22 protein-coding genes and 1 tRNA gene are annotated in these 20,850 nt (G+C 63.7%); 9 read left to right on the forward strand and 14 right to left on the reverse strand.

Translation table 11 applies throughout. The annotated features are described in order from the left end of the window. Positions 1-9 precede the first annotated feature (9 nt). Genes ACJYUO_RS14470 through ACJYUO_RS14480 form a run of 3 tightly spaced genes read right to left on the reverse strand, consistent with a single transcriptional unit; the run spans position 10 to position 1,942 of the window. Complete coding sequence (locus ACJYUO_RS14470) at positions 10-660, reverse strand: alpha/beta hydrolase (RefSeq protein ID WP_494346064.1); 651 nt, start codon at positions 658-660, stop codon at positions 10-12. After that, positions 657-1,280, reverse strand: coding sequence for a VOC family protein (locus ACJYUO_RS14475; protein WP_494346065.1), 624 nt, complete (start codon positions 1,278-1,280; stop codon positions 657-659). The genes ACJYUO_RS14470 and ACJYUO_RS14475 overlap by 4 nt, the downstream gene beginning before the upstream one ends. Before the next feature lie 53 nt (positions 1,281-1,333). Further along, the gene (locus ACJYUO_RS14480) at positions 1,334-1,942 is read right to left on the reverse strand and encodes an NAD(P)/FAD-dependent oxidoreductase (RefSeq protein WP_494346066.1); all 609 of its coding nucleotides are present in this window, start codon (positions 1,940-1,942) and stop codon (positions 1,334-1,336) included. A 261-nt stretch (positions 1,943-2,203) separates the two neighbouring features. Here ACJYUO_RS14480 and ACJYUO_RS14485 point away from each other — a divergent pair, with 261 nt between their 5' ends. Then, the gene (locus ACJYUO_RS14485) at positions 2,204-3,313 is read left to right on the forward strand and encodes a glutamate--cysteine ligase family protein (protein ID WP_494346067.1); all 1,110 of its coding nucleotides are present in this window, start codon (positions 2,204-2,206) and stop codon (positions 3,311-3,313) included. 81 nt (positions 3,314-3,394) lie between these two features. On the opposite strand, the gene ACJYUO_RS14490 is transcribed toward ACJYUO_RS14485, so the two are convergent. Continuing rightward, positions 3,395-4,594, reverse strand: coding sequence for a C45 family autoproteolytic acyltransferase/hydrolase (locus tag ACJYUO_RS14490; protein WP_494346068.1), 1,200 nt, complete (start codon positions 4,592-4,594; stop codon positions 3,395-3,397). Between the two features lie 461 nt (positions 4,595-5,055). On the opposite strand from ACJYUO_RS14490, the gene ACJYUO_RS14495 reads away from it, so the two are divergent. Together ACJYUO_RS14495 and ACJYUO_RS14500 are read left to right on the forward strand one after the other, a co-directional pair. Continuing rightward, the gene (locus ACJYUO_RS14495) at positions 5,056-5,316 is read left to right on the forward strand and encodes a winged helix-turn-helix domain-containing protein (RefSeq protein WP_494346469.1); all 261 of its coding nucleotides are present in this window, start codon (positions 5,056-5,058) and stop codon (positions 5,314-5,316) included. A 33-nt stretch (positions 5,317-5,349) separates the two neighbouring features. Continuing rightward, positions 5,350-5,805 carry a hypothetical protein gene (locus ACJYUO_RS14500; protein WP_494346069.1) on the forward strand — a complete coding sequence of 152 codons (456 nt, stop codon included), beginning with the start codon at positions 5,350-5,352 and terminating at the stop codon, positions 5,803-5,805. Positions 5,806-6,452: 647 nt separating this feature from the next. Here the strand turns inward: ACJYUO_RS14500 and ACJYUO_RS14505 are convergent. Further along, a tRNA-Arg gene (locus tag ACJYUO_RS14505) sits at positions 6,453-6,527 on the reverse strand. Positions 6,528-6,690: 163 nt separating this feature from the next. Next, a complete protein-coding gene (locus ACJYUO_RS14510; protein WP_494346070.1) occupies positions 6,691-7,065 on the reverse strand; it encodes a hypothetical protein in 375 nt (124 codons plus the stop codon). Positions 7,066-7,489: 424 nt separating this feature from the next. On the opposite strand from ACJYUO_RS14510, the gene ACJYUO_RS14515 reads away from it, so the two are divergent. The 3 genes from ACJYUO_RS14515 to ACJYUO_RS14525 all read left to right on the forward strand — a co-directional run bounded on the left by ACJYUO_RS14515 (position 7,490) and on the right by ACJYUO_RS14525 (position 9,899). Continuing rightward, positions 7,490-8,074 (forward strand): AAA family ATPase, encoded by a 585-nt coding sequence (locus ACJYUO_RS14515; protein ID WP_494346071.1) that lies wholly within the window; start codon positions 7,490-7,492, stop codon positions 8,072-8,074. Beyond that, positions 8,071-8,484, forward strand: a complete 414-nt coding sequence (locus ACJYUO_RS14520) for an RNA-binding domain-containing protein (RefSeq protein WP_494346072.1) — start codon at positions 8,071-8,073, stop codon at positions 8,482-8,484. The genes ACJYUO_RS14515 and ACJYUO_RS14520 overlap by 4 nt, the downstream gene beginning before the upstream one ends. Positions 8,485-8,951: 467 nt before the next feature. Next, entirely contained in the window at positions 8,952-9,899 is a 948-nt protein-coding gene (locus tag ACJYUO_RS14525; protein ID WP_494346073.1) for a CBS domain-containing protein, read from the forward strand. A 24-nt stretch (positions 9,900-9,923) separates the two neighbouring features. Here the strand turns inward: ACJYUO_RS14525 and ACJYUO_RS14530 are convergent, their stop codons facing one another. The 4 genes from ACJYUO_RS14530 to ACJYUO_RS14545 all read right to left on the reverse strand — a co-directional run bounded on the left by ACJYUO_RS14530 (position 9,924) and on the right by ACJYUO_RS14545 (position 13,571). Continuing rightward, positions 9,924-10,928, reverse strand: a complete 1,005-nt coding sequence (locus ACJYUO_RS14530) for a hypothetical protein (RefSeq protein WP_494346074.1) — start codon at positions 10,926-10,928, stop codon at positions 9,924-9,926. Positions 10,929-11,054: 126 nt separating this feature from the next. Beyond that, on the reverse strand, positions 11,055-12,449 hold the full coding sequence (locus tag ACJYUO_RS14535; RefSeq protein WP_494346075.1) for a signal recognition particle protein Srp54: 1,395 nt from the start codon (positions 12,447-12,449) through the stop codon (positions 11,055-11,057). Between the two features lie 126 nt (positions 12,450-12,575). Next, positions 12,576-13,034 carry a toxin-antitoxin system TumE family protein gene (locus ACJYUO_RS14540; protein ID WP_494346076.1) on the reverse strand — a complete coding sequence of 153 codons (459 nt, stop codon included), beginning with the start codon at positions 13,032-13,034 and terminating at the stop codon, positions 12,576-12,578. Beyond that, complete coding sequence (locus ACJYUO_RS14545) at positions 13,035-13,571, reverse strand: winged helix-turn-helix domain-containing protein (RefSeq protein ID WP_494346077.1); 537 nt, start codon at positions 13,569-13,571, stop codon at positions 13,035-13,037. It abuts the gene before it with no gap. Positions 13,572-13,679: 108 nt separating this feature from the next. On the opposite strand from ACJYUO_RS14545, the gene ACJYUO_RS14550 reads away from it, so the two are divergent. Continuing rightward, complete coding sequence (locus ACJYUO_RS14550) at positions 13,680-13,901, forward strand: type II toxin-antitoxin system HicB family antitoxin (RefSeq protein ID WP_494346078.1); 222 nt, start codon at positions 13,680-13,682, stop codon at positions 13,899-13,901. Positions 13,902-13,998: 97 nt separating this feature from the next. Further along, entirely contained in the window at positions 13,999-15,468 is a 1,470-nt protein-coding gene (locus ACJYUO_RS14555) for a dihydrolipoyl dehydrogenase (RefSeq protein WP_494346079.1), read from the forward strand. A 59-nt stretch (positions 15,469-15,527) separates the two neighbouring features. On the opposite strand, the gene ACJYUO_RS14560 is transcribed toward ACJYUO_RS14555, so the two are convergent. The 3 genes from ACJYUO_RS14560 to ACJYUO_RS14570 all read right to left on the reverse strand — a co-directional run bounded on the left by ACJYUO_RS14560 (position 15,528) and on the right by ACJYUO_RS14570 (position 18,090). After that, positions 15,528-16,340 (reverse strand): aldo/keto reductase, encoded by an 813-nt coding sequence (locus ACJYUO_RS14560; protein WP_494346080.1) that lies wholly within the window; start codon positions 16,338-16,340, stop codon positions 15,528-15,530. A gap of 107 nt (positions 16,341-16,447) precedes the next feature. After that, complete coding sequence (locus ACJYUO_RS14565) at positions 16,448-17,194, reverse strand: hypothetical protein (RefSeq protein WP_494346081.1); 747 nt, start codon at positions 17,192-17,194, stop codon at positions 16,448-16,450. Positions 17,195-17,289: 95 nt separating this feature from the next. Next, positions 17,290-18,090: a sulfurtransferase gene (locus tag ACJYUO_RS14570; RefSeq protein WP_494346082.1), complete on the reverse strand. Its 801-nt coding sequence runs from the start codon at positions 18,088-18,090 to the stop codon at positions 17,290-17,292. A gap of 278 nt (positions 18,091-18,368) precedes the next feature. Between ACJYUO_RS14570 and ACJYUO_RS14575 the strand changes: the two genes are divergently transcribed. Next, positions 18,369-19,226, forward strand: coding sequence for a sulfurtransferase (locus ACJYUO_RS14575; RefSeq protein ID WP_494346083.1), 858 nt, complete (start codon positions 18,369-18,371; stop codon positions 19,224-19,226). Positions 19,227-19,508: 282 nt separating this feature from the next. Here ACJYUO_RS14575 and ACJYUO_RS14580 read toward each other — a convergent pair whose 3' ends face one another. Further along, on the reverse strand, positions 19,509-20,729 hold the full coding sequence (locus tag ACJYUO_RS14580) for a polysaccharide deacetylase family protein (protein WP_494346084.1): 1,221 nt from the start codon (positions 20,727-20,729) through the stop codon (positions 19,509-19,511). Between the last annotated feature and the right edge of the window lie 121 nt (positions 20,730-20,850).

The raw sequence follows: 20,850 nt of genomic DNA on the forward strand, positions 1-20,850 counted from the left end.
TCGGCGCGGTCAGTCCACCAGTTCGGCAACCATCCCGGCGGCATACTCCATCTCGTCTTCGTTGATGCCGTGGCCCATCCCCTCGTACAGTCGCTTGGTCACGTCGGCGTTCATCGACTCGAGGACATCGGCCGTGTCGTGGACCCGCTCTTCGGGGATGTGCGGGTCGACGTCGCTACAGCCGAGAAAGACCGGCGTGTTCTCGAGGTCGCCGGGGTACTCGTCGTCGAGATCCTCTCCGATGAGCCCGCCGGAGAAGGCGGCGAGGCCGCCGTAGCGCCGCGGGTTGCGCGCGAGGTACTCGCTGGCGAGACAGCCACCTTGCGAGAAGCCGACCAGCATGATGCGATCGGTCGGAATCCCGGCGTCGTTAGCCTCGTCAATGGCGTCACTGATCGCCTGCAGGCCCGACGACCGGCCGGGCTCGTTGCGCTCGACGGGTGCGAGAAACGAGTTCGGATACCAGGTCTGTCGAGCCGCCTGCGGGGCGAGGAAGGCGACGCCGTCCCGGTGGATCTCGTCGGCTAGTTGGATCATCCCGCGGGCGGTCGCGCCGCGGCCGTGGGTGAGCACGAGCGCCGCCTCGGCGTCCGCGAGGTCGGTGCCGCCCGTGACGAGTTGCTGGTTCTGGTGAGGGCCGTCGACGCGGTCGTCGCTCATTCGACACCACCGACGCCGGTGCTGGCCTCGGGGAGGTCGTGTTCGACGAGTTCGATGCCGAGTGCCTCGATCGCGCCGCGGAGGTGTTCGTCCTTGGCGTAGTCGGCCCCGTCTGCCTCGCGGAGTTCCTGTGCTTTGGCCAGCACTTCGCCGCGGCGCTCGTCGGGGAACTCGTACTTGTCCGTCGAGAGTTCGATGACGAGGCCGTTGTTGTCCGTGGTGTAGATCGAGTGGAAGATGCCCCGATCGAAGACGTTGTACTGGTGGCCCGCCTCCTCGAGTGCGTCCATCGTGTCCTCGTACTCGTCGGGATCGATGCTGAAACAGAGGTGGTGGACGGCACCGGTGCCGCCGCGCTGGCCGCGGCGGTTCGACGGCCGGTCGTCGCTGACGAAAAACGTCAGGATGCGGCCGTCGCCCGTGTCGAAGAAGAGGTGGGTCTGCGAGGGGTCGTCGAGGTTCGGCTGGCGAAGGACCAGCGGCATCCCGAGGATGTCCTGGTAGAACTCGATCGTGTCCGCTTCGTTGCTCCCCCAGATGGTGATGTGGTCGGTCCCTCTGGTGTGGACGGGGCTATCGGGCAGTTCAGGCGTGACTGGGTTGGTGGGTTCGTTAGACATGGTGAATGGAATCGGTTGTCGGTCGGCGCTGATCGATCGCGGGCTCGCCGCGATTACTCCGCGATGTGTTCGCCGAAGACGCGCTCGGCGTCGGCTGGAACGTCGAAGTCGTGGTAGTGTTCGCCCTTAATGTCCGAGAGGATGTTGAGTGCTGCGGCGGCACCGTCGCCGACGGCGATCGCGGCCTGCCACTCCTCGGCGCGGACCATCGCGCCGGTCGCGTACGTGCCCTCGACGCTGGTCTCCATCTCGACGCCGACGTCGACGGTGCCCTCGTCGGTGAGGTCACAGCCGAGGTCCTCCGCGAGGTCGCGGTTTGCGCCCGTCGCGAGGACGACGAAGTCAGCCTCGTACTGGTCTTCCTCAGTTTCGACCGTGAAGCCGTCGCCGGCCTCGCTGACGGCGGTCACGGGCTCGCCCTGTCGGCGGTCGACGCCGAAGTCGTCGACCTGCTGGCGGGCCGTCGCCATGAACTCGCTGCCGCCGACCGAGCCGAGACCGAGGTAGTTGAACAGGTGGGCTTTGTGCATCCACGTCTCGTCCGTGTCGAAGACGGTCGTCTCGAGCCCGTTCTTTCGGGCGAAGAGGGCCGCACTCAGTCCGGCGGGGCCGCCGCCGACAACAATCACTGACGCATCGTCCGCAGTCGTCTCGTCGCTCATGTAGTTACACGATGTTACCGCAGCTGTATCAATCTAGTAGCAACCCTCGAGCAACCGGGTGACATCAGTGTTAGTGGCCCTGAATACACCGGGATCCAAGCGGGCGCAGTCGGGCTGTGACCGGGTCTCAGGACCTGCGTACGCAGGCTCAACGCATTGGCTCGAGTCGCCCCTACGAACGGATCCAACGCTGGAACTGCCAGCGGGCGGCCCGATGACGGCTCGCTCGATGGCCGTTCGGTACGCAGCAGAGAGACATCCATGAACACAAGCCTCGAGGTGGAGTACTGGGTCGTCGATACCGACGGCGATCTGGTCCCGCCCGACTCACTGCTCGACGTTTCGGACCAAGTCGATCCCGAGTTCGTCGAGCCGATGCTCGAGATCAAGACAACCCCCTGCCGGTCGATGGCCGACCTCCGCGAGGAGTTCCGCGGTCGGATCAGTCGCGTCGTCGACGCGGCACGCGAGCAGGACAAGCGACTCGTCCCGCTGGCGACGCCGCTGTACGCGTCGCCCGACGACATCCCTTACCGCGAGAAAGAGAGCACCGACCTCCAGCGACGGATCGTCGGGCCGGCCTTCGACGACGCGCGGGTCTGTGCGGGGACCCACGTTCATTTCGAACAGTCGAACGTCGCCGATCAGCTCAACGCCCTGACCGCGATCGACCCGGCCTTCTCGCTGGTCACCAGCGCCGCCCACTACCGCGGCGAACGCATCCTCGAGTGTGCCCGCCCGTACCTCTACCGGCGCTCGTGTTACGCGGCCTGTCCCGAACAGGGCCAGCTCCAGCCCTACGTCGACAGCGTCGCCGAGTGGGAGCAGCGACTCGAGGACGATTACGACTCGTTTCGCGAGCGCGCACTCGAGCGCGGCGTCGACCCGGAGACCGTCGAAGACGAATTCGGTCACTACGAGGCCGCGTGGAACCCGGTCCGGCTGCGGAAGGCGATGCCGACGGTCGAGTGGCGCTCGCCCGACGCGGCCCTGCCGAGTCAGGTGCTCCAGTTGGCAGACGCAGTCCGTTCGATCGTCATCCGCGCGGACGACTGCGGGACGGTCATCGGCGATTCGGACTCGCCCAGCAGGTCGAACGCGATCATCGATTCGAACGCGGCCGGCGAGCCGCTTTCCCTCCCCGAATTCGAGACCGTCGAGTCGGTTACCGACGCGGCCATCCGCAATGGGCTCGAGAGCCCCGCGGTCCGAGACTACCTCCGTGGACTCGGCTTTCGGCCCGCGGCGTACGACCCGCTGGTCGACCGCATGCCCGCCGATCGGCTCTCGGAACGACGCGCGAAGCGACTGCGACTTCGGGCCGCCGATCGGCTCGAGGCCGACCTCGAGCAGCGCCGGGTCCGGGCCTGATCCTCGGGCGGAACTCTCAGATTTCTATGAGCGATAGCGGTCAGTTCGTCCGAGACAGCGCCGAGAGAAAGACATGGGCGATCAGCGATCCGACGAGGCCCCGCGGTCCGATCGCAGCCGCTCGAGCCACCGATCGCCGGTCCGCAGCGCCGTCGGAACGTCGTCGCCGAACGAACACCGCGTCGTTTCGGTTTCACAGGGGTTGCCAATCGCGACTTCGACCGTCGGCGACCCGCCCTCGAAAACCGCCGCGCTCGCGGTCGTGAGCTGGCCGAAGGCGTACTCGTCCGTTCCCGGCTCCGGATGCCGGCAGATCGAGTCGTCGCCCGGCCCGTTCGCGTGATCCGCCGCGAGCCGCCAGAGGAAGTCGCGATCGATCTCGTCGCCGGCCTCCGCGAGTAGGTCGACCGCACGCTGGCGGCGACGGCGCGAACTCTCGGTGTCGTCAGAGCGCGACCGGACGAAATGATTCGTCCGGGTGACGGCGTCTCCGTCGTCGACCACGATCTGCTCTTCGAGGGGATTCACCTCGAGCAAGACGGCGTCGGTTTCGTCGGCCAGAAACAGCGTCTGGGCCATCAACTGTCGTGTCGGGAGCGACTCGAGGAGTTCACGGACGTCCGCGACGGTGGCACACTCCTCGAGCACGCGCCGGACGACGGTGCCGTTTCGGTACTGGTCCTCGGGGTCAATATCGTCCCGGTTCGCGTCGATGTAGGTGTTCGCCGCAACCAATCCCCGGTCGTTAACGCCCTTGTAGAGCATCACCGTGCCGCAGGTATCGACCGTGAGAAAGCCGTGGTAGTCGTCGATCGGCGGCTGTTCGACGATCGATTTGGGCCGGGCACCCCGCCCCGCGATGTCGCGGTTCTTGCACACGAGCGGGCCGTCCCAGCCGGTCCGCGGCGACGAGACGAGCGCGTTCGTACATCCCCGCGAGGGGTCGGCGGCCGGCTCGTCGGCCAGTTCGTCACAGAGGTCGCTGTACGCCAGCGCATAGACCTCGTAGACGTCCGGCTCGACATCGAGGGTCTCGGCCATCGCCTCGTAGGCCCGCAGATGCCGGTCGGGAAGGCTCTCCCGACTCCGCCGGGAATACTCGAGCAGCGGCTCGAGGTCGATATCGGCCTCGGCGATCAGCGACTCGAGTTCGGCGACGGCCCACTCGACGGCCTCGCGTTCGGTCTCGGCGCGCCGGCGCGCCTGCTCGGCGTACGTGTCCGGTTCGGCCGTCGCGTCCGGGCCGGTGTAGACGGTCGACTCGAGGTCCGTATCGTCCATACGGGCACAAGGGGATGCGGTGGGTTGTATCGACGGCCTGAATGTGTCGTCCGGCGGTCAGTGGTGACGGGGTTTGTTAGAGGGGATGGTGGGGAGTGACTCGAGGGCGACAGCAGTCACTCACGGGCAGGTGTCGGGTATCGAAAGGGTGTACACGTCGGCAGCAGGGAGTGATCGTCGTATGGCGATGATCCGTGTCCCCCATATCCCCTGTGATGCCATCGGTCGGCTCTGCCGACATTCTATTTAACGTTAGTGGCCGTCATTAGTGTATCGGAACTGTTGAAATCGTAGACATTTTCGGCCGTGTTACTGTGGGTATTGTATCGGCCTCAAGCGAGCGGTCCTTCGAGTTGAATCCGTGTGCTCGTCGCGCATCGCATCGTGATACACAGAATAACGTACTGTACTCGATATTGTTCGACCAGTATCGCTAAAATGCAGGTACTGTACGTAGAGGTATACAACGACCGAGAGTACCGTGGATGACACAGGCAGACGATCGGATTCTTGAGACCCTCGGCGAGAGTAATCTGATTCTATCCCCTCGGGTATTATCTGCAAATATAGATTATTCCTGCCACTACCTGAGTACCCGACTCGGTAAGCTCCGTGATGCTGGACTCGGCGAGCGTGTTGATGAAGGAATTTATCGAATTACGGATTGTGATCGTTCCTACCTTAAAAGTGAAATCAGCGCTGATGATCTCAAAGAGAAGTAACCATTTAGAGGTGCGAATTACTCGTTAGACAATATGGATTTGAATACTCTTCTTTCACTCCTTGGTGTACTGTTTGGAATCGGAGGCGTTGTCGTAGGTGTGATTTCTATCCTCCGTTCAAGGAAAGTGCAAGAACAGATGGAGAAGAAAGAAGATCTCAATGAGTTAGCAGATATTCTGCAGAGAATAAATAACGGTATAGATAGAGTCCGATCATTCAGGGAATCTCCAGAGGAAAATGTTGACTTTCATCCTTGTATGCGTACCATAGGGACAGAATCCGTTGCCCATCATCACAAAACAAATGACGAACCATCTTACCAGATACATATATACAAATGGAATGACGGTGTAGAAGAGTTTCAAAGTGTTGAGGATGCAGTTAACGAGATTAAATCTAATCTTTATTCCCATGTAGATATTGAAATAGTAGAAAATGAAGAGATTATCATACCAAATGAGGGATCAGCTTTATATCATATAGAGTAAATAAGTCGTATTTATGATCACATAGAAGAAATCAAAGACGATTATGATGGCCTTCTCTCTGAGTTTGATCCGGAGATACTAGAAAAACTTGAGTCAACTTTAGATAATATCTCTATTAGATTAATAGAAAATATGATGCTCTCACGTTCCGTAAAATCCAATCTAAATGATTTAGACGATGCCAACGAGATCGGCCTCTTTATCCACAAAAATCTAGTGTACTATGACGGATATGATAATGATCTATCGCATTTGGAAGGAATAAATGAGAGAATTGATGAACTGAGGAAAGATATTGTTCAGACTAGCTACTCATAGCTTCTATTGATCTGGGATCTCGTTCATTGGTGAACTCAAACACCCTGTTTCGGTGGCTTCGATTGGTCGTCGATCGCGTCGACGAGCGTGACAACTGACCTGCAACCGTCGCGGCACGATCGTGCCGCCGACCCCGCCCTCGAGAGACCAGCTACAACCTAGGTTTCATCAAATCCCACCTCGTTGTACTGCTGTCGCTCACGGATTGTTCACGACAGCGAGCGGGCACGATGGGATTGTGAACTACGCCCGAGAACCTGCGCTTCGCACAGAACCTCGGTCTCGTTCAAATCCCCGGTGCCGTTACTGCTCACGTTGTTCGCAGATAACGGGCACGATGGGATTTGAACCCACGACCGTCGGATTAGAAGTCCGACGCTCTTTCCGGACTGAGCTACGTGCCCTCGAGTCGGAATCCACGACGGAACGGCATAAGCGGTTGGGATTTCCGGTCACGGTTCGACCGGGTTGCAGGCCCGACTCGAGCGCCGATCCGTCAGTACAATCACCCTGCCCGAGACGCGCTGAAAAAAGAAAGTGCCCCTGAGCGACCGTCACTAACGACCGTCAGAACTCGACGGTCGAATCCTCATCGCTACTGGTGTTTTCAGTGCTGTCCGATTCGTTGTCCGTGTCATCGCCGGTCTCGCTGTCGGACTCGTTGTCCGTCCCACCCATGCCATCGTCGGATTCGTTACCCGCGTCGTCCGTTCCGTCAGACTCGGTGTCCGTCTCGTTGCCGGTTCCGCCGTCGGTGTCACCGCCTGTGCTACCGTCGGACTCGCCACCGCCATCGGAGCCGAGATCGCCGCCGCTTCCGTCGTCGGCGTTCTCTGCCGACTCCTCGTCGCTTCCTTGGTCCATACAGCCCGCAACCGCAGCGACCAGTCCCGCACCGAGTCCGGCCGCGAATCGACGCCTGTTGAGGGTCGTGTCTGTCATGATGCGACACCTGTCTCTGCAACGGACTGCCACATAACGCCGAGAGTCCGTTTCAGCGATCAGTTCGAATTCACTCGGATTGGCTCGAGTTCCAACGTCTGCACGCATCGTTGCCGACACAACCACCGTTTTGGCACGCGAAATCGATCGGCCCATCGACCGATAGCCGACAGGTAAGGCGAGCCGCCTCGAGCGAGCCCAAAACAGGCTCCGTCCCCGCTGGTCCCGTCTCGAGCGGCGGTTCGACCCGAAATACGACGCACAGCAATCGTCTCGAAACCGTTGCAGCGAGACAACGGGGAGGGAAGACGAGCGCGTCGGGGGCAGTGCTCGAGATTCGGAGAGGCGATCACCACTACCTCGCTCGGAAAGCGGTGACCGGCGAGCACAGCGTTTATGCACGTCTCGCCGGTACGTGGAGTCGATGCACGTCATCGGAACGGTGGGACTCCCCGGGAGCGGCAAGGGCGAGGCCGCCACCGTCGCACGCGAGGACGGGATCCCGGTGGTGACGATGGGCGACGTCGTCCGCCAGGAGACGGCCGACCGCGGGCTCGACCCCGCGAAAGACCACGGGACGGTCGCGCAGGCCCTGCGCGAGGAAAACGGCCCGACGGCGATCGCCGAGCGGTCGCTGCCGATGATCGAGGACCGCCTCGAGGGCCACGAGACCGTCCTCGTGGACGGCATTCGCTCGGGCGACGAGGTCGACGTCTTCGAAGAACGGTTCGGCGACGCGTTCACGCTGGTCAGTATCGAGGCCCCCTTCGAGGTCCGAGCCGAGCGGATCGACGAACGCGGCCGGGACGCGAGCGAGGCCGACGGCGGCGAGGGACTGGCCGCTCGCGACGAGCGCGAACGCGGCTTCGGGATGGATGACGCGATGGATCGGGCCGATGTCGTCGTCGAGAACACGGACACGCTCGCGGCCTTCCACGAGCGAATCCGCTCGATCGTTCGGAACGGAACCGATGGACGGAAACCCGCCGAAGCGGATGCTGACTCATGAGCGAAATCTACCGCGTCGACGTCGAAATCACGGCCCCGGTCTACGACACCGAGGTCACGAACCGCGTGATCGACGCCGTGGCGAACGTCTTCCCCAACGCCGACCTCGAGGAGGAGTTCGGCGAAGTTCGAGGCGAAACCCACACGCTCGATCACTTCTCGGAACTGCTTCACAAACAGGAGATCCTCGACACCGCCCGCGGCGAGTTCTTCGCCAACCGCGATGGCGATACGTTCACCTTCGCGCTGAAAAAGCAGGCGGCCTTCGAGGAGTACGTCAACTTCTCGGTGGGGAAACCGGACGAGCTCGGCGAGATCGCCGTTCGAGTCCGCGTCGAGGAGCCCACGCTCGAGGAGTACGTCGATCACATCGCGCCGCCGACGGAAGACGGGCGACCAGTCGACGCCTGAATCGGTCGGGTTGTGCGGTCGCGTAGTGTCGTGTTTCTCGCTGGCACTCTCGAATCGGTGTGCTGGGTTTCAGTTAAGCTCGAGCGTCGACTGGAGACGATACTGCGGAGTATCGGTAGCGAATGGAACGGACGGATTCATCGGGGAACAGACCGCGGAGACGAGTGTCCTGCTACCGTGGCGGCAGGGAATGGCTACGCCCTCCCCAGCCGATTTCTCCTCACGGGTGCGATGCACCCGTTTGGATGGTTCGCGGGACCGTCGGTCCCGCGCTAACGCTCGTTCCTTTCAGTCACTCACTCATCCCTCGCGTGTGTTCGAGCGGCCGGGTTTCGATGGCAACCCGTCGCTCAGCACGCGCCATCGCACACAGTGGTTGGTCGGGTCGAAGTGAGACGGACTCCCTGCACTGAGCTCGGCCGTGGGGGACCAACTACTGAAAGGGGTCGGCCGCGTAGGGGAGTCAGATGCACGACACGATACCCGTTTCCGAGATCATGCTCGAGGACGTCGTCACCCTGTCGCCCGACGCGACCGCGACCGAGGCGGCGACGCTGCTGCGCGACGAGCGCGTCAGTTCGGTGGTCGTCGTCCGGGACGGCGAACCGGTCGGGATCGTCACCGAGGGCGACTTCGTCGCGCACCTCTGTGACCGGAGCGATCTCGGCCACCTCGAGGTGCGCGAGATCATGTCGGGTCCGGTGACGACCATCGAGGCCAGCGCGTCGATCGTCGACGCCGTCGAACTGTGCCGATCGGCGGATATCGAACACCTACCGGTCGTCTCGAGTGACGGGACTGGCGACACCGCCGCGCTCGTGGGGATCGTCACGACGATCGAACTCTCCTACTACGTGCCCCAACTCGTCCGCGGGGCCGCGGAATCGCACGAGCAACGGCCTCGCAGACGGGTGCGGACCGACACGCAGTACGAGCGCGACGACTGGGAGTTCGAGTACCGCGGCGCGGACGACTCGACCGTCTCGGTCGGCGACGTCGCCCGGTTCTCGAAGCCGATCGCCGAGGACGACGTCGAGGCCTTCGCGGACGTGACCGGCGACACCAACCGGCTCCACCTCGACGCGGCGTACGCCGCCGAGACCCGCTTCGGCGAGCGGATCGTCCACGGCGTCCTCGCGAACGGCGTCATCAGCGCGGCGCTAGCCCGGCTGCCGGGGCTGACGATCTACCTCTCACAGGAGAGTAGCTTCCGCGCGCCGATCCCAATTGGCGACCGAGTCACCGCCGTCTGCGAGGTCGTCGAGGACCTCGGCCGGGCGAAGTACCGCATCGAGACGACCGTGCTAGACGGCGACGACGCTGTCGTTCTCGAGGGAGATGCGGTCGTGCTCATCGATGACCTGCCGCCGATGGCCGCCGAGGAGCCCGACCCAGCGGCGAGCCAGTCGGAGTAGAGTAGCCGTTAGTCAGCCCCGCCGTTAACTCGTACAGTTTCCGACATCGTCGAGGGCGGCTTCGCCGTCGTCTTGTCGGCGTTTCGCGGTGACCGCGTCGCCGTCCGCTGCGGCCCCGGCCGATTCGGCGAAGGCCGACGCCGCGTCCCGCAGATGTCGAGTCTGACACTCCGCCGTCTCGAAGTGCCCCGTGAGTCCGTCGGAAGTCTCTTCCATACCCTCCTCGAGTTGCTGGCGCGCCGTCGAGAACGTCGATTCGGCGGTCTCGAACGCCGCCTGTGCGTCCTCGTACGCGCCGTTTTCGAAGTCGTCCCGACCCTGCTCGAGCGCGCCGTACCCCTCGTCGGGGTCGAGCGTCGCGTCGTAGGCCCCAGCGAGCGTCTCGAGCGAGGCGACGACGTTGCCGAGAGTGGCGGCTCCGTCCTCCAAGTCGGCGATATCGATGCCGGCCAGCTCGTCGAGCCTGTCGCCGTCGAGGTTCTGAATCGTCGTGTTCGCTTCGTCCCAACGCTCGTGAGCGTCGGCGATCTCGGTGTGGCGTTCGCCGGCAGTCTCGCTCGCCCCTTCGATATCGCCTTCCTCTTCGATCGCCGCGGTGACCTCGTCGATGTCCTCCGTGATCCCCTCGTCGGCGATCGTCGCGGTGACGGCGACCAGCCCCTCGAGGGCGTCCGCATACGCCCGGAGCGTGTCGATGTCGGCCTGCCGGTCGTCGCCCAGTTCGGACTCGGCGGTCTCGAGGTGGCCTCTGGCGTCGGCGATTCCGGCTCGCGGCTCTTCGGGATCGAACTCGACGGTATCGGGTTCCTCGAGATTTCCGAGTTCGTCCAGCGGCTGGGCGGCCTCGTTTAGCCTGCCGGCGGCGCGGTCGAGCGCGCGTTCGCCGGTCCGGCTGCCGGCGTCGCCGTCCCCGGCGTCGTTCGTCTCGGACGACCCGCTGAGGTCGTCCAGACAGCCGGCGAGTCCCGCAAGCATTCCGACACCCGTACCGGCCGCACCGGTCCGAGCGAGATACTGTCGGCGGTTCATTCGTACTCGAGGGTACGTCTAGAAGTGCATTAACGTAGTGGCACAGTGACTGTCAATCGACGTGAACGTACTGCGGGCTCGAGACGAAATAGGGGGACGATCCTCGAGTCGAAAGGAGCCGTTAGCTCACCCGAACGGTCCCATCCCACCCATGCCGCCGCCTCCGCCACCGCCGCCCTGTTGCATCTGTTGCATCATGCGTTGCATCTCCTGTTCGGAGCCCATGCCCTGGAACTGCTTCATGGTGCGCTCCATCATCTTGTACTGCTGGAGCAGTTGGCGGACCTGTTCTTCCTCGGTCCCGGAACCGCGGGCGATGCGTTGGATCTGGCTCGCGCCGATGGCCTTCGGATACTCCTTTTCGGCCTCGGTCATCGAGTCCATGATCACCGTAAACGTCTGCATCCGCTCTTGGGTGACGTCCATGGCGTCCTCGGGAAGCTGGTCTTTGATCCCGCCGCCGATTCCGGGGATCATGTCCATGACCTGATCGAGCGGCCCCATGTTGTTCATCGCCTCCATCTGCTTTTGCATGTCGTTTAAGGTGAACTGGCCCTGCAGCATGTCCTCGGGGTCCCAGTCCTCTTCCTCCATATCCGTCTGCTCCATCGCGCGCTCGACGCGCTCGGCGAGCTGGCTGAGGTCACCCATGCCGAGCAGCCGCGAGATGAAGCCGTCGGGCTCGAAGCGTTCGACGTCTTGGACCTCCTCGCCGGTCCCGAGGAAGGCGATCGAGGAATCGGTCTGGTCGACGGCGGTCAGCGCGCCGCCACCCTTCGCCGTCCCGTCTAACTTCGTGATGACGACGCCGTCGATGCCGATCGACTCGTCGAACTGCTGGGCCTGATCCTTCGCGCCCTGCCCGATCGCCGCGTCGAGGACGAGCAGCGAGGTATCGGGGTCGACGACCCCCTCGATCTCCTCGATCTCGGCGATCAGGTCGTCCTCGAGCGCGTGGCGACCGGCCGTGTCCACGATGTGGACGTCGGCGTCGCTCGTCTCCTCGAGTCCCTTCCGGGCGATGTCGACCGGATCGTCGTTGTCCGGGTTCCCGTAGAAATCGACCTCGGCGCGCTCGGCCATCTCCGCGGCCTGATCGTATGCACCGGGTCGAAAGGTGTCCGTCTGGATGACCGCCGGGCGCAGTCCCTTGGTCGAGAACCACCACGCCATCTTGGCGGCGGAGGTCGTCTTCCCCGACCCCTGCAGCCCCGCGAGGAGAATGGTCTGTTCCTCGAGGGGTAACTCGGTCGAGTCGCCGATGAGATCGACCAGTTCCTCGTAGACGATGCGGAGCACGAAGTCCCGCGCGGGGGTGCCGGCCGGCGGTTCTTCCTCTAAGGCGCGCTCCTTGATGTTGTCCGACAGCTCCATGACGAGCGAGACGTCGACGTCGGCGGAGAGCAGCGATCGCTGGATCTCCTTGACGATCTCCTCGATGTCTTCTTCGCTGAGTCGCGACTTCCCGCGGAGCTTGTCGAGGGTGCCCCGCAGAGAACTCCCGAGATCGTCGAGTACCATTTGCTCGTTATACGTGGCGATGGCGTTAAAGGCTTTTTCTACGACCGACACGAACGGGCCGGTTCGCGCGCTCGAGTCGTATCGATCCGAGACCCGGCATGATCGGATACGGGCGACCGGATGCCGTCAGGCGTCTTCCTCCCACGCCCGTTCGATCCGATTCTCGACAGCAGCGAGAACCGTCGCGAGGACATCTAACGGATGCACTGACGAGAGTTCGAGATCCGTCGTCTCGGTTCCGTTCGGCGGGCGGTGAAAATGAAGCCGTGCGTTGTGTGAGTTCGGATGTCGGTCCCATCGACATTCCCACCGTTCGCTATCGGTTCCGGACTCGACGTAGTGAAACGAAAAATCAGCGGTCGTAAACCACCGAATATCGAGCCGGGCAGTCGCAGTCGACGGTGGAAAACGATCGATATCGATCCGTGCCTGAAGGACCCGCGGATCGTCGCTATCAGGATTGAACGCGGTTCCAGTGACGAGCGGATCGTCGGCGAGCCGGCGCTCGAGCAGCCGAAGTGTCTGACGGTCGGGTGGTCCCGTCGACGGATCGGTCCCGGATCCGTCGTCCGGTGCTGGACTCATCTACGCCGGGATGAGACGTCCGTCGTTTTGTGCCAGTCGGCGTGCGAGTTCGTAGAGGCGGATATCACGTTCGATGGCCTGCCAATCGGTGATCCGTTCCATCGTCGTGTGAATCGCCTCGTGGTCGTCGTGATCGAAGACCGACACCGATGACGGATCGGTCGTTCCGAACTGGTCGACGAATTCGTCACGACGCTTCTCTAACTGCCGAACGCGCTCGATGATCTCGTCGACTGACCGCTCTCGAGCGATCCGGCTGGCCTCTTGCCACTCGAGATAGCCGTCGTTGCGTTCGTATCGGGCGGGTTTGGCGTCACGATCGGCTCGAACGATCCCCATCTCGGCGAGCCGGTCGAGATGTTTCTTCGCCGCGTTCGGCGAGCAGTCCGCGGTTGATGCGATCTCGGTGTACGGCGTCGGCTCCGTCGTTCCGAGCACGGTGTCGTAGACTCGGCCGAAGGTATCGGTCGTCTCGCGCCACCGCTGGCGCACCTCGTCGATGGCCACCGAGTCCGGGACCGGCTCGAAATCAGTCATAGCTGTAGAGACGGGCCTTCGAGCAATATATGTATTGGTCTCACAAATATATGCTCAACGGAGAACAGCGTCGATGCGTATTTTACTCGAGCACGACAACGCTCGCGTATGAGTTCCGACGCAGACGTCGACCCCTCGGAGTACGAGGCCCTCGCCGATGCGGACGTGACCATGCGGCAAAACGACCACGGCCTCCACATCGCCGACGACGAGGTCACCGGTGTCTCGAGTCAGGGCCAGACGCCCGAAGAGGCCCTCGAGAACCTCGCTGCCGCGGTCGAGACGTACACGGAAGCGACGGACGGCGACACCGGAGACGACTGGCTCTAAGGGAGCCGGCGGGCGGCGGGCGGTGAGGGACGCACCGTTCCATCGCATTCCCGTCGCAGGCGCTCGTTTTAGGCGGCCGCCCGTGGTCGGGAACGGTATGGACGCGTACGATATCGTCGTGCTCGGCGGCGGCTCGGGCAGTCAGGTCGCGACCGCGGCGGCAGAACAGGGTCTCGAGGCGGCCGTGGTCGAGCCCGGACCGCTCGGCGGTGCCTGTATCACTCGCGGCTGTGTCCCCTCGAAGGCGCTCATCCACCGCGCGGATATCGTAGGGGAGATCCGAGAGGCCGAGGAGTTCGGCATCCCCGCCGAGTTGCACGACCTCGAGTACGGCGAGATCACGGCCTCGATCCACGACACCGTCTACGAAAAGGCGGATAACCAAGAATCGGGCTTACGGGACAGCGAAAACGTCGCTCTCTACCGCGGCGAGGGCCGGTTCGTCGACGACCGAACGATCGCGATCGAGGCGGGAAACGGCGACGGAGCGGACGACCGAATCCGCGGCGACGCCGTCGTCATCGCCGTCGGCGGCCGGCCGATGGTGCCGCCGATCGACGGCCTCGAGGACGTGGATTTCCGGACGAGCGACGACGCGCTCTTTCTCGAAGAGCGACCCGACGACCTCGTGATCGTCGGCGGCGGCTACATCGGTGCCGAACTGGGCTACTTCTTCGGTGCGCTCGGAACTGACGTGTCGATCGTCGGCCGCAGCGACCGGCTCGTGCCGCGGGAAGACGACGACGTCAGCGCGGCCGTGACCGAGTCCCTCGAGAGCGACTGCGACGTCTACACCGGCTTCGAGGCAGCTGCGGTCGAAGAGAGTGGCGACAGAGTTGTCGTGACCGCGGAACCGAGCGATAGCGGCGACGGTGATACCGGTGACGGCGGTGACGGAAACGAGGATGGCGGCGAGACGGTCGAACTCACCGCCGACGAACTCCTGCTCGCGACCGGCCGGCGACCCAACACCGATACGCTCGACCTCGAGGCCGGGGGCGTCGAGGCCGACGACGAGGGACACGTAAAGACCGACGAAACCCTCGCGACGACCGCCGACGGCGTCTGGGCGCTGGGCGATGTACTCGGCGAACAGCCGTACAAACACGCGGCAGACTACGAGACAAAGGTCGTCGCGGCAAACGTCCTCGACGACGCCGGAAAAACGGTCGACTACGAGGCGATGCCCCACGCCATTTTCACCGATCCACGGGTCGCCAGCGTGGGCCGAACAGAAGGCGAACTCGAGGCCGAAGGTCGCGACTACGACGCCGTAACGGTTCCCTACGGCACTGCACCGATGGGGATGATCCTCGAGGCAGACGAGGGGTTCGTCAAGGCCATCGCCGGACCAGAGAGCGAGATTCTGGGCTGTCACATCGTCGGGCCGCAGGCCGCCACGTTACTCCACGAGGTGGTCGTCGCGATAGACGGCGGCGGCACCGTCGACGACGTGGCCGGGCCGGTCCACGTCCATCCCGCGCTGAACGAGGTGGTCTACGCGGCGTTCGACAACCTCTCGGATGCGGCATACTCGACGGCACCGGACTGGCGAGACGTTTCGTGATCGTCCCGGCAGAGAGCGAGGGCGGCTACCGACGGCTCCGTCTCTCGGACGCGCCACGCCTACCAGTTCCACGGCCCGTGATCGGGGTCGATCATACGTTGCTGACGATCGATCGAGTCGATCAGTTCGATGTCGTCATCGTCGAGTTCGAGCGCCCGCGCCGCCAGGTTTTGCTCGAGGTGCTCGCGACTGCTTGCTTTCGGGATCACGGCGACGTTGTCGTGCTCGAGGAGCCACGCGAGAGAGACTTGCGCCGGCGTCGCGTCGTGTCTCTCGGCGACCCGCTGAATTTCGGGCACGTCGACTATCTCGCCGTTTGCCAGCGGCGAGTAGGCGACGAACTGGTAGCCGTGGTCCTGTGCGTGAGCGACCAGTTCCTCCTGTGGCAGCAGGGGATGCATCTCGGCCTGATGGGCGAACAGCGGGGCGTCGAGGACCTCGAGGGCCTCATCGAGCAGGTCGGGCGTGAAGTTCGAGAGCCCGACGCGGCGAGTCTTCCCCGCCTGATAGGCCTCGTCGTAGGCGGACAGAACCGTCTCGTGGTCGTAGATGCCAGAAGGCCAGTGCACGTACAGGAGATCGACGGTCTCGACGCCGAGGCGCTCGAGGCAGCCGTCGATCGCGTCGGGAACGGCGTCGGGTTCGGGCGGGACGTCGTGGTGGACCGTCTTCGTCGAAAGGAAGACGTCCTCGCGATCGACGGACGCGGATCGGAGCGCTTTGCCGACGTACCGCTCGTTCTCGTACACCTGCGCCGTATCGACGTGGCGGTAGCCGACATCCAGCGCCGTCTCGACGGTGTCGCGCCACTGCTCGCGGTCGTCCTCGGAATAGGTGCCGAGGCCGATGCTCGGCAAGGAATCGCGGGCCATGGGTGCGACGTACTCGATACCGGCAGATGGATCTTCCGATCACCCGCACGGATTCCTGCTATCGGAGCGAACGGACCCGGCGGACTCGGGGATTCAAAACTTCGACGTTACGTCTCGTCCGGTGAGACGATCGAAAACGGGACCCTGTACTGCTCGAACCCGGTATCGAAGACGGCCGTCTCGTCCCGTGGCTTCGCGTCGTCGCGTATCGTCACGTGCGTCGTGTGGCCGTAGAGCGTGCCGCCGTCGATCTGTTCCGAGAACACGTTCGGCGATGCGCCCGGAACGTCGAAGACGCCCTTGAACAGACCCGGGCCACCCTTGTTCCAGACCCGAACGTCGAGCCCCGCGATCGCGCCGGGCCGACTCTCCGCTCGAGCGTCGAACGAAACGTCAGTAAATCGGGGTGGGTTCGCCAGCCGATCGAGGACGTCCCGGTAGACCGGCGTCGATTCGCCGCCAATCAGCACGACTCCACTCTCGGCCGCCACTGCTCGCGGGACCTCGAATCCGACCTCGAGTCGGCCGTCTGCCGTTGCCGTGAACGTACCGGCGTATTCGGTCCCGTCCAGCCGAAGCGCAACGTCGCTCACGTCGACCGTCGCTGCATCGAACGCGGCGACGACGTACTGGCTCCCCGCGGTCGCGAGGACCTCGGGCCGTCGTTTCTCGGTCGCCGGACGAACGTACTGGCGCATGGCCGAAAGCCCCTCGAGCGCCGCCGCACTCGAGGTCTGCGTCTCGCCGGTCTCGTTCGAGGGCGACTCGTCGGGGCTCGAGGACGAACAGCCTGCAAGCGCGCTCGCGCCGGCGGCTGTGAGGAGAAACCGGCGTCGGCCGACGACCGCGTTCATGGCACAGGATTCGTATCGATGCTCATCAACGTATGGAAGAGCGACGGATCGATGACTCGCTCGCCGGCCGCCGACGCGCCGGCCGCTGGCGTGCGCTATGCGTCGACGGGACCGCTCTCGGTCTCGCCGTCGTTGGCGAGCCACTCCGTGAGGCTCCCCTCGTAGAAGTGGACGGTCTCGTAGCCAAGCGCCTTGAGCACGACGTAGGTGTGGCTGATGCGGCGTGCGGTGTTGCAGTAGAGCACGATCTCGCGATCCGGCGTGATCCCGTGGTCGGCCAGTAGCGCCTCGAGTTCGGCCTCGGGTTTCAGCCGCCGCGTCTCGTCGTCGATGACCTCGCGCCAGTCGAACAATACTGCGCCCGGCAGGCGGGCTTCCTCGAACTCCTCCTGCTCGCGGGTGTCCACGAAGACGGCGTCGCGCTCGAGGGCGTCCGCGACGGCGTCGTAGCCGACCAGCGGACTCTCCTCCGGGGAGCGCGGGTCGGCTTCGTATGCGACCGGCTCGATGTCGGGCGTCTCGCTGGTCGTCTCGTGGTCCTGATTCCACGCGCTGTAGTCGCCGTCTAACAGGCGCACGTCGTCGTGGCCGTACTCGAGGGCGGTGAGCACGAACCGGGCGGCGAAGACGCCGTGGGTGTCGTCGTAGGCGACGATCGTGTCCTCGGGGCTGATTCCCGCGTCGCCGAGGAGATCCGCGAAGGCGTTCGCACCGGGCAACGTCCCGCGGTCGACGTCGCTCTCGTCGCGGTAGCTGTCGAACGGGATGTTCACCGCGCCGGGTACGTGCCCGATCCCGTCGAACTCCCAGGCGTCTCTGACGTCGACGACGCGGACCTGCGGATCGTCCAGACGCGATGCGAGCCAGTCGGGGGAAACGACGACGGAGTCGTCCATTAGGCCGTCGTTCGGAACGGAGACTCGAGTACGCACCGATTTCCGTCGCGTTTCGGATACCGGGACAGTGGCAACTCTTGCTTGTTTTTGGTGGGGGATCTGACCTGTGTAGACGCCTATATATTAAATACCGCGCGAATCCGACGAATACAGCGCCTGTACGAACGGTGATTGCGATCGGTTTCGGTGAATGCGGCAATTGTTTCCGCCAGAGTCGATCGGTGTCCGAATTGACCGGTTAAGTAGTCCCTTTGTGTGTCGCCATCGAAGGGGTTGGTATGGCAAACGACTACGCCAACGACGTACTCGTCACGGCCGATTGGGTCGCCGACCGACTCGAGGACTTCCAGGACGACGATTCCGACCACCGACTGGTCGAGGTCGACGTCGACACGGAAGCCTACGAGGACGAACACGCACCCGGCGCAATCGGATTCAACTGGGAAACCCAGCTTCAGGACCAGACCCAGCGAGACATCCTCGACAAGGAAGACTTCGAGGACCTCCTCGGGAGCCACGGCATCAGCGAGGACGACACGGTCGTCCTCTACGGTGACAACTCCAACTGGTTCGCTGCCTACACCTATTGGCAGTTCAAGTACTACGGCCACGACGAGGTCTATCTGCTCGACGGCGGCCGCGAATACTGGCTCGAGAACGACTACCCGACCACGGACGAGGAGCCCGACTTCTCGGCAACCGAGTACGACGCCGCCGGCCCGCGCGAAAGCATCCGCGCGTACCGAGAGGACGTCGAAAACGCGATCGAGCGCGGCGTCCCACTGGTCGACGTTCGCTCGCCCGAGGAGTTCTCCGGCGAGATTCTCGCGCCCTCCGGACTGCAGGAGACCGCCCAGCGCGGCGGCCACATCCCCGGCGCGAAGAACATCTCGTGGGCCGCCGTGACCAACGACGACGGCACCTTCAAGGACTACGACGAGCTCGAGGAGCTCTACGCCGAGGAAGACATCGACGGCGACGAGACGACCGTCGCCTACTGCCGCATCGGCGAGCGATCCTCCGTTGCGTGGTTCGCGCTGCACGAACTGCTCGGCTACGAGGACACCGTCAACTACGACGGGTCCTGGACCGAGTGGGGCAACCTCGTCAACGCGCCGATCGAGACGGGCGAGTAAGCGTAGCGCCGTCAGACGAACCGCAGGACGGGCGAAACAACGGAATCGGCTTCGAGAGAGCATCGACGCGATGCGTCGGAACCGCTATCCGGGGCAGCGCCGATTCCGGTTTCTGCTGCACTCGAGCGGAGAGAACGCAGAGAGCCGTCTCCGCCACAGTGGTGACGGAGAGACGACAATCGAACACTGCGCGCTGGTTGCCGGTTCCGGGCTCTACGCAAAAGAGTGGGTCGGTCAGTCCGAACCGGATCGCGTTCTCAGCCGAGACCGCCGCTCGACTGACTACTCTGCTTGAATATAATCCGAGGCGAGGTCGTCCGGCGTAATGACCTCGAGGTCGCCGGCCGACTCGAGGTCGTCGAGCGCCGACACCATTCCTTCGAACGCGGCCGCCGAGTCGCCGGAGAGATCCGTGTAGGTGAGCGTCGTGATCGTCCGGAACTGGGCCGTCCACTCGAGGAGTTGCTGGGCCTCGTCGGCGGACGGATCGACCGTTCGCGGCGCGAGCGTCGGGTTCAACAGGCTGCCGTGGCCGGCGTAGCCGCCGACGAAACCGACGTCGTGGGTCTCCTCGACGATGCCCATCGTCGTCTCGTCGTAGCGGTTGAGCGGGTACGAAAAGTAACTGGCACCGTCTTCGAAGCCGTTGTCCTCGAGCCACTCGACGGCACCCTCGATCTGGTCGCGCTGGGCGGACTCGCTGTCGCCGGCGAGCCCGCTGCCGGTCGTCGCCTGGCTGCCGATCGTCCAGCCGTCGCTCTGGAGGGTCTCGAGCTGGTCCTGATCGAGGTAGCCGCTTCCCCCCACGCGGTCGGTGGGGACGAACGCCGTCGCGGGGTAGTCGTACTCCGAGAGGGTCGAGCGGGCCTGCGTGTAGGCCGTTTCGGTCCCGTTGTCGAACTGGATGAGGACTTTCCCCGTCTCCGGTCGGGAGACGAACCGGAGGTCGTCGACCCAGAGCGTGGCCGACCGGTCGTCGCTCGTCCACACGGAGATCTTGATGTGCTTGATCGAACTGAGGTCGGGATCGCCGACGGTGTCGATAATCCCGAGATCGTGATGTGCGAACGGGAGTCCGGGTTCGACGTTGCACTGGAGGAGCAGCCGGTTCCCGTCGGTATCGGAGAGTTGGACGACCGGATCGACGTCGTCCTCGGTTGCAAACGCCAGCGCGGGGAACTCGTCGGAGAGGTCCCGCGGGGAATCGAACCGCCGTTTGATCATGACCCGCGCTTCGGACTCGGCGGCCGTCATGCGGCCGGACTGATCGCCGACGTACGCCCGCTCCTCGTCGAGTTCCAGCGAGCCTTCCATCACCTCCCACATCGAGAGGTCGTCGAACTGATCGAACGAGCCGGGTTCCTCGTCGATCGTGTCCGACGAATCCGAGGAATCGGTCTCGTTCTCATCGTCGGAGTCGTCGGATGCTTCCGAATCGCTCAGGGCGGAACAGCCACCGAGGGTCGCCGCGGCGGCCGTCACGAGATACGCTCGTCGTTTCATTCCGCTCGAGGAAACTCCGAGTACGGTAATTGTTATGCTGACGTTGGAGTTCAACGGACGAACAGTAACCGTCCCATATCGATGTCGGGGGCGGGGACGACGGTCGGACTCGTGGACCCGT

The sequence above is a fragment of the Natrinema sp. CRL1 genome, from assembly GCF_059162405.1.